The following is a 9032-nucleotide window of genomic DNA, read 5'->3' on the forward strand; positions in this document are numbered from 1 at the left end:
TGGTGCCGCAGCCCTCGATCACCACCTTGGCGCCGCTGTTGCGGACGGCAAAGCGCTCGCCGGCGCGGCCCGCCGCGAACAGGAACCCGTCGGTCGCACCATACAGCACCGTATTGCCGATGATGACGTTATCGGCGGCGGTCAGCGGGCTGGCCATCGGCGGACGCACGGTGATGGTGCCGCCCGACAGGCCCTTGCCCACATAATCGTTGGCATCGCCCGAGACCTCGATCTTGAGGCCCGGCGCGGCAAAGGCACCAAGGCTTTGCCCCGCCGATCCGGTCAGGCGCACGGTCAGGTGGTCGGGTTGCAGGCTGTTCCGCATTCCGAAGGTCGAGACGATCATGCTGGATGTGCGGGTGCCGATGGTCCGGTGCGTGTTGCGCACCGCATAGGACAGCTGCATCTTTTCGCCATCGGTAAAGAACCGTTCCGCGTCGCGGATGATTTCGGCGTCCAGCGTGTCAGGCACGGCATTGCGCGGGCGCGAGCGGTCATAGACGATCTTGTCCCAGCCATCGACGGTGATCAGCAGCGGGTTCAGGTCCAGATCGTCCAGATGCGCGGCACCGCGGCTCACCTGAGTCAGCAGATCGGCCCGCCCGATCACCTCGTCCAGCGACCGCGCGCCGATGGCGGCCAGCAGTTCGCGGACCTCTTGCGCATAAAAGGTAATCAGGTTCACCACCTTATCGGCGCTGCCGTTGAACATCGCCCGCAGCTTTTCATCCTGTGTGCAAACGCCCACAGGGCAGGTGTTCGACTGGCATTGACGCACCATGATGCAGCCCATGGCGATCAGCGCGGCGGTGCCGATGCCGTATTCCTCGGCCCCCATCATCGCCGCCATCACGATGTCGCGGCCGGTGCGCAGGCCCCCGTCGGTGCGCAGCGTCACCCGGTCGCGCAGGCGGTTCATCGCCAGCACCTGATGCGCTTCGGTCAGGCCCATTTCCCACGGCAGACCGGCGAATTTGATGCTGGTCGCGGGTGATGCCCCGGTGCCGCCGTTATGGCCCGAAATCAGGATCACATCGGCCTTGGCCTTGGCCACGCCCGCCGCGATTGTGCCAACCCCCGACGAGGCCACCAGTTTCACCGTGATCTTGGCGCGCGGGTTGATCTGTTTCAGGTCATAGATCAGCTGCGCCAGATCCTCGATACTGTAAATATCATGGTGCGGCGGCGGGCTGATCAGCGTGACCCCCGGCGTCGAATGGCGCAGGCGGGCGATCAGCGACGTGACCTTCATGCCCGGCAACTGCCCGCCCTCGCCGGGTTTGGCCCCCTGGGCGACCTTGATTTCCAGTTCCTCGCAGGCGTTCAGATATTCCGCCGTCACGCCAAAGCGACCCGAGGCGACCTGCTTGATCTTGGCGCAGGGGTTGTCGCCATTGGGCAGCGGGTGGCTGTGCGCGGGGTCTTCCCCGCCCTCGCCGCTGTCGGATTTCGCGCCGATGCGGTTCATGGCGATGTTCAGCGTCATATGCGCCTCGGGCGACAGCGCGCCAAGGCTCATCCCCGGCGTCACGAAGCGCTTGCGGATCGAGGTGATGCTTTCCACTTCCTCGATCGGCACCGGCTTGCCCAGCGGCTTGATGTCCAGCAGGTCGCGGATGTGGATCGGCGGGTTCGCCCGCATCGCGGCGGAGAATTGTTTCCACACATCATAAGACGCGCGCTCGCAGGCCAGTTGCAGCAGGCGCATGGTGTTCGCCTCCCACGCGTGTTTCTCGCCCGAGCGGCGCATTTTGTAGAAACCGCCCACTGGCAGCAGATCGGCGCTGTCGCTGTGGAACCCCTTCTGGTGGATTTCCTCCAGCTTGGCTTGCAACCCGTGAAGACCGATGCCGGAAATGCGGCTGTGCATACCGGGGAAATATTCCGCCACCATGGCGCGCGACAGGCCCACGGCCTCGAAATTCAGCCCGCCGCGATAGGACGAGATGACCGAAATCCCCATCTTGGCCATGATTTTCAGCAAGCCGCCGTCAATCGCCTCGCGATAGCGGTTCATTGCATCGGTCAGGTTGCTGTCCAGCAACCCGCGTTCGATCCGTTCGGCCAGGCTGTCCTGCGCCAGATAGGCGTTGACCGTGGTCGCGCCACAGCCGATCAGCACGGCGAAATAATGCGGGTCGATACATTCCGCCGACCGCACATTGATCGAACAAAAGGTCCGCAGCCCCTTTTGCACCAGCCAGCTGTGCACGGCGCTGGTGGCCAGAATCATCGGCAGCCCGATCCGGTCCTGTCCCTGCGCCTGATCGCTCAGCACGATGTGACCGGCGCCGGAACGAACGGCATCCTCGGCCTCGGCCCGGATGCGGGCCAGCGCCCCGGCCATGGCCTCTGGCCCGGCGCCATCGGGGAAGGTGCAGTCGATCTGCGTGACAGTGCCGGCGAACATGCGCATCAATTCATCGAATTCGCCATTCGCCAGAAACGGGCTTTCCAGCAGGGTGATTTCCGTCTGCGCGCTGGATTCATCCAGCACGTTTTTCAGGTTGCCGAACCGGGTCTTGAGGCTCATCACCCGCGTTTCGCGCAGGCTGTCGATGGGCGGGTTCGTCACCTGGCTGAAATTCTGGCGGAAGAAATGCGACAGCGGCCGGTATTGCTGCGACAGCACGGCGGCGGGGGTATCGTCGCCCATGGATGCCAGCGCCTCTTTGCCGTCCTCGGCCATGGGGGCCAGAACCTGTTCCAGTTCCTCGATCGTGTAACCGGCGGCGATCTGACGGCGGCGCAGGTCTTCGCCGGTGAACATTGGCGTTTCAGGCAGCTTGGCCATCCCGTCCGAGGGCTGCACCACCTTTTCGATCCAGTCGCCAAAGGGCTGGCTGGCGGCCAGACGGTCCTTGATCTCGGTATCATGATACAGCTTGCCGTCCTGCATATCGACGGCAATCATCTGCCCCGGACCCAAGGCGCCCTTTTCGCGCGCCGAGGATTCATCGGTCGGCACCATGCCCACCTCGGACCCGGCGATCAGCAGATTGTCGCCCGTCACCACATAGCGCATCGGGCGCAACCCGTTGCGATCCAGCCCGCCGCAGACCCAGCGGCCATCGGTCATCGCCAGCGCCGCCGGGCCGTCCCATGGCTCCATCACAGCATTGCAATAGGCATACATGTCGGCCCAGGCCTGCGGCATGTCGGTGGTCGCCTTGGACCATGCTTCGGGGACCAGCATGGTTTTCGTCATCGGCGCGCTGCGGCCTGATCGTACCATCACTTCGAACACCGCATCCAGCGCGGCGCTGTCCGACGATCCGGCGGGCACAATCGGTTTTATGTCATCGGCCATATCGCCGAACGCGCTGCTGGCCATGCGGATTTCATGGCTGCGCATCCAGTTCAGGTTGCCCTTCAGCGTGTTGATTTCGCCGTTATGGGCCAACATGCGGAAGGGCTGCGCCAGCCACCATTGCGGAAAAGTGTTGGTCGAATACCGCTGATGATAGATCGCAAAGGCCGATTCAAAGCGGTCGTCCTTGAGATCGGGGTAAAATTCGGCCACCTGTTCGGCCAGCATCATCCCCTTGTAGATGATGCTGCGGCAGGACAGCGAGGCAAAGTAAAGCCCCGAAACCTGCGCCGCCACCGCCGCCTTTTCGATGCGGCGGCGGATGATATACAGCTCGCGTTCGAACTGAACCTGATCGATGTCCTTGTCGCAGCGGATCAGGATCTGTTCGATCTCGGGGCGGGTGGCATTGGCCTTTTCGCCCAAGACACTGGTATCCACCGGCACATGCCGCCAGCCATAGATGTAATGGCCCATGCGGATGACTTCGGTTTCCACGATGGTGCGGCAGCGTTCCTGCGCGCCGAAATCGGTGCGCGGCAGAAACACCTGACCAACGGCGATCAGCTTGTCCTTGTCGGGTTCATGCCCTGTGCGGCGGACCTGATCGTAAAAGAACGGCACCGGGATCTGCACATGAATGCCCGCGCCGTCGCCGGTCTTGCCATCGGCATCCACCGCGCCGCGATGCCAGATCGCCTTAAGCGCGTCGATGCCGTTCTGCACCACTTTGCGGCTGGCTTTGCCATCCAGATCAACGACAAAGCCCACGCCGCAGGACGAATGTTCATCGTCATGGCGATACAGGCTGTTTTCGGCCATCCAGTCGCGGCGGGCCTGTTCTTGTTCTTGCCAGTTGCTCATAGCCGGGCCTTTCCTTGGGAAAGCTGCGTCATCAGCATGTCGCAGTCGTATTGAGGGGTGATGCTGCCGAAACCGGGTTTGCCGGGAAAGGCAAAGGTCACGGGGCTGTCATTGCTGTTCACGGTCGCGCCGGTCCAGTCGGTCGAGGTTTCGACCCCGCCATAGAACCGGCCCATGACGCGGCTGATGAACTGCTGGCCGGTGCGGGTCAGCATGGTTTCGCCGCTTTCAAAGGTTGTGGTCAGCTGAAACCGGGTCTTTTCCAGATCCACCCCGTCGATGGTCACGGTTTCGCCGGTCAGTTCGTCATAACCCTGATGGTGCAGTCGCTCGCCGCTGCTGGAAACGGTCCAGAAATCGAAATCGTCGCGGCCGGTTTCGATCAGCCGCGACAGGCTGGCATGGGCCTCGGCCTCGTCTTCCAGCTGGTCCACCAGCCCGACGGTGGGCGAGGCGGATTCGATCCAGCGGGTTTCGGCGTCGATCACCGACAGATAGGTCAGCCCGTCCTGCGAAAAGATGGCCGTGCGCTGATACCCCTCGGGGTCGGCATCGCAGCGGAAATGCTGGCTGACGGTGCAGCCACGGTTCTGCACCGTCACCTCTAACCGGCAACCGGCAGGGGGGGTGAACTGCCCGGCGGCATGGCCGGGCAGGGCGGGCAAAAAGGTCAGCAAGGCTGACGCGACCGCAACAGCCAGCGTGCGCTGGCTGTGTACAGCCTGTGTACAGCTTGTGTACGGTCTGTGCATCATCTGTGCCGCCCTATTCCGCCGCGACGCGGCTGGCGCCGACGCCCAGAAATTCGGCGATGCTGTCGGCGGCCTCGCGCCCGTCGCGGATCGCCCAGACCACCAAAGACGCGCCACGCACGATGTCGCCCACCGCATAAACGCCGGGCAGGCTGGTGGCGTGGGTGCCGAAACTGGCCTTGATCGTGCCCCAGCGGGTGATCTCCAGCCCGTCCACGCCCCACAGTTTCGGCAGATCCTCGGGTTCAAAGCCAAGCGCCTTGATGACCAGTTCGGCGGGTTCGTCGTAATCGGCGCCCTCGATCAGTTCGGGGCTTTGACGACCCGACACATCCGGCGCGCCAAGGCGCATCTGCTGCACCCGAACGGCACTGATTGCGGGGCGTTCGCTGTTGATGGTGGTGTCCGGGCCGCCCTGACCCTGGGCCGCGCCGACAAAGCTGCCCGGCGCGGTCAGCCAGACGAATTCGACGCCCTCTTCCTCGGCGTTCTGCACCTCGCGTTGCGATCCCGGCATATTGGCGCGGTCGCGGCGGTAAAGGCATTTGACCGATTGCGCCCCCTGACGAATGGCGGTGCGGACGCAATCCATCGCCGTATCGCCGCCGCCGATCACCACCACGCGCTTGCCACGGGCGTTCAGCTCGCCATCGTCGAAATCGGGCACGTCATCGCCGAATTCCACCTTGTTGCTGGCGGTCAGGTAATCAATCGCCCGCACCACGCCGCCGGCATCGGCATTGTCGATGTCCAGATCGCGGGTCTTGTAAACGCCGGTGGCGATCAGCACCGCATCATGCTTGCCCCGGATCGCGTCAAAGGAAATATCCTCGCCCACGTTGCAGTTCAGCACGAAGTCCACCCCGCCATCGGCCAGCAGGGCGTTGCGGCGCATCACCACATCCTTTTCCAGCTTGAAGCCGGGGATGCCATAGGTCAGCAGCCCGCCCGCGCGGTCGTAACGGTCATAGACCGTCACCTGAAAACCCATGCGCCGCAGCCGGTCGGCGGCGGCCAGCCCGCCCGGCCCCGCGCCGATGATACCCACCGATTCGGTGCGTTCCTGACGCGGCGCGACCGGCTGCACCCAGCCCTGTTCCCAGGCGGTGTCGGTGATGTATTTTTCGATCGCGCCGATGGTGACGGTGCCGTGGCCCGACTGTTCGATGACGCAATTGCCTTCGCACAAACGGTCTTGCGGGCAGATGCGGCCGCAGATTTCCGGAAAGGTGTTGGTCGCCTGGCTCATGGCATAGGCTTCCTGCGTGCGCCCCTCGGCGGTCAGGCGCAACCAGTCGGGAATGTTGTTATGAAGGGGGCAATGCGACTGGCAATAGGGAACCCCGCATTGACTGCACCGGCTGGCCTGTTCTTTCGCCTTGGCATCGGCGAATTCGCGATAGATTTCGTGGAAATCGTCGCTGCGCTCGGCTGCGTTGCGCTTTTCGGGCATCTCGCGCGGGGTCGAGACGAATTTCAGCATCTTTTGCGTGGCCATGGCTGCGCCCCCAACTGTTAACGGGTGTTGCGCGTTGCTTATGCCAGCATTTTACCAAATAAAAGTCAGTCGCGCTGACCTATGTGCGGGATTTTTGTGCCCCGAAGCAATTTTTTGCGCTGACAGGGGCAATAATAGGTCAGTCTTGCTTACCAACCTGCGGCAAGCGCCAGCAAAACCACACTGCCGACGATGATCCGCCACCAGCCGAACAGCGCATAGCCATGCCGTTCGAGATAGTTCAGCAAGCCCCGCACCACGATCACCGCAGAAATCAGCGCGCAGATAAAGCCGATGGCAACATTGCCCATGGCCGCGCCGTCCAGCACGTCGCGATTCTTGAAAAGATCATAGGAAAAGGCGCCCAGCATCGTGGGCATGGCCAGAAAGAACGAAAACTCCGCCGCCGAACGTTTGTCGGCCCCCAGCATCAGCGCGCCAACGATGGTCGCGCCCGAACGCGACACGCCGGGGATCATCGCAAGACACTGAATAAAACCGATTTTCAGCGCCATCGACAGGGGAAATTCCTCGGGGCGGTGATAGGTGGGGGTGGTGGACCGCTTGTCCACCCACAGCAGGATGAACCCGCCCAGAATCAGCATCACCGCCATCAGCGCCGGGGTTTCGAACAGCACGGTTTTGATGAAATCATGCGCCAGCACGCCGATCACCACGGCGGGCATAAAGGCAATCAGCACCGCCGCGATGAATCGCCGCGATTCCGGGTTGTCTGATGCCGTGGCAACCAGATGCGCGATCCGGCGGGCATAGACCCCCAGCACCGCCATCACTGCGCCCAACTGGATCAGCACCTCAAAGGTGCGGCCGGGCGAATCAAAGCCCAGAAAATGCCCCGCCAACAGGATATGCGCGGTCGAGGACACGGGAATGAATTCTGTCAGCCCCTCCAGCACACCAAGGGCTGCCGCGATAATTGTGTTATATTCCATGATTTATCAGCCGTGACGCAGGTTTTGCGCCGATTCCTTGATCTCGTCATACTGCCCGGACGGGCGGAACGGCCAAAGATAGCTGTCGATCACGGCCTCGGCTGCGGTGGGCTGGATGCCCAGATCCGCCAGCGTTCGCGCCCCGTCTGCGACAACATTGTCATGGCGCATCATCCGCACGAAGTCGCGCGTCATCACCCGGTTTGTGACCAGCCCCCCGGTCAGGATCTGCACCAGATCCAGCGCCCCGCCGACGATACCGGCGAACCAGAACGGCATGTTGAACAGGCCGCGCCGCCGCCGCGAACTGTGCAATGCCTGGCGCACGATCTGGTCGATGGTGAAAACATCCGGCCCGCCCAGTTCATAGATGCCCGGTTCGGCCTGGCCGTTCACCGCCCTGGCGGCGGCGGCGGCGACATCGCCGACATAGACCGGCTGTATCCGGGTCGCGCCCCCGGCAATCGGCAGGATCAGCGGGAACATCTTGGTTTTGTTGGCGAACTTGGTGTAAAGTCCGTCCCCTTCGCCAAAGATGGCCGAGGGGCGCAGGATGATGGCATCGGGGCGGTGCTGGCGCACTGCCGCCTCGCCCTTGCCTTTGCTGGCGGCATAATGGCTGTCGGCATCGGGATCGGCGCCGATGGCCGACAGATGCACCATGACCGGCACGCCCGTTTCCGCCGAGAGGCGGGCAATGCGCGCCGCACCCTCGTGCTGGACCGGGGCAAAGTCGTTCTTGCCCTCGCGCACCAGAATGCCCACGCAATTCACCACCGCATCGGCATCGGCCATGGCCGCCCGCACTGATTCGTCGTCGCGGATATTGCACAGAACCGGCACCACCTGCCCCACGGCACCATAACCGCGCACGAACAGCGCCTCATCCGGGCGGCGCACAGCGATGCGGATGCGCCAGCCTTCCTTTGCAAGGATGCGGGCGATCTGACGCCCAACGAAGCCCGAACCGCCATAGATCGTGACCAGCTTTGACATCGGCTGTGCCCTTTCATCTGCCTGCCTTCTGATAACCCCGCCAGCCTGCCACGGCAAGATTTCCCGAAGGTTTTCACGCAGCGCCAAAATGATGAAGATTTTTTGCAAGAGGCCGTTGACACCCCCCGAACATCCCGATACATCCCCGCCTCACGCAACCGGCCCAGGTGGCGGAATTGGTAGACGCGCACGGTTCAGGTCCGTGTGCCGCAAGGTGTGGAGGTTCGAGTCCTCTCCTGGGCACCAAAGTCAAGTAGAAAACCCCAAGCATCGTGAGATTCTTGGGGCTTCTTCTTTGTTAGCGCCAATTTTGCCACACAGTTTGCCTCACAGAGGGTGTTTTGGGCCCGCAGATGTAGGGCACCATATGAGCGCCACATCCGCCCACACTTTACCCAATACGATAAGAATGATGCTGGATCGGACGCTGTCCGAAAGTAAGACCCAAGTCAAACGCGCAGGAAAGCGTATCGCGGATGGAGTGGGGTCAGAGGTGGATTTTGATCTTGTGGATCAGTGGCGTTCATCATACGGCTATGTCATCAACATATTTCAGATCTGGCTATGACCCGAAAACGAGTCCTGAACCTAAAGAGCCGGATGGAAGTGCCGGGCTAGGCTCCAGACTTCGGTAACGGGGTCGTCTCAGTCAAGCGGTT

5 protein-coding genes and 1 tRNA gene are annotated in these 9032 nt (G+C 62.5%); 1 reads left to right on the forward strand and 5 read right to left on the reverse strand.

Annotated elements, in window-relative coordinates; all coding sequences use genetic code 11:
* The 5 genes from gltB to Q4G22_RS15520 form a co-directional block, all read right to left on the reverse strand.
* The coding region (gene gltB / locus Q4G22_RS15500) for a glutamate synthase large subunit (protein ID WP_303386789.1) at positions 1-4174 on the reverse strand (4174 nt) is incomplete at its 3' end.
* Complete coding sequence (locus Q4G22_RS15505) at positions 4171-4851, reverse strand: hypothetical protein (RefSeq protein ID WP_303386790.1); 681 nt, start codon at positions 4849-4851, stop codon at positions 4171-4173. The genes gltB and Q4G22_RS15505, both read right to left, overlap by 4 nt.
* An 88-nt stretch (positions 4852-4939) precedes the next feature.
* Positions 4940-6424 carry an NAD(P)-dependent oxidoreductase gene (locus tag Q4G22_RS15510; RefSeq protein WP_303386791.1) on the reverse strand — a complete coding sequence of 495 codons (1485 nt, stop codon included), beginning with the start codon at positions 6422-6424 and terminating at the stop codon, positions 4940-4942.
* 149 nt (positions 6425-6573) lie between these two features.
* A complete protein-coding gene (locus Q4G22_RS15515; RefSeq protein ID WP_303386793.1) occupies positions 6574-7380 on the reverse strand; it encodes an undecaprenyl-diphosphate phosphatase in 807 nt (268 codons plus the stop codon).
* Positions 7381-7383: 3 nt separating this feature from the next.
* A complete protein-coding gene (locus Q4G22_RS15520; protein WP_303386792.1) occupies positions 7384-8373 on the reverse strand; it encodes a complex I NDUFA9 subunit family protein in 990 nt (329 codons plus the stop codon).
* A gap of 161 nt (positions 8374-8534) precedes the next feature.
* Between Q4G22_RS15520 and Q4G22_RS15525 the strand changes: the two genes are divergently transcribed.
* Positions 8535-8619, forward strand: a tRNA-Leu gene (locus tag Q4G22_RS15525).
* Positions 8620-9032: the final 413 nt, after the last annotated feature.

Origin of the sequence: Paracoccus sp. (in: a-proteobacteria), assembly GCF_030538655.1 — a bacterium.
In the GTDB taxonomy this organism is placed as follows: domain Bacteria; phylum Pseudomonadota; class Alphaproteobacteria; order Rhodobacterales; family Rhodobacteraceae; genus Paracoccus.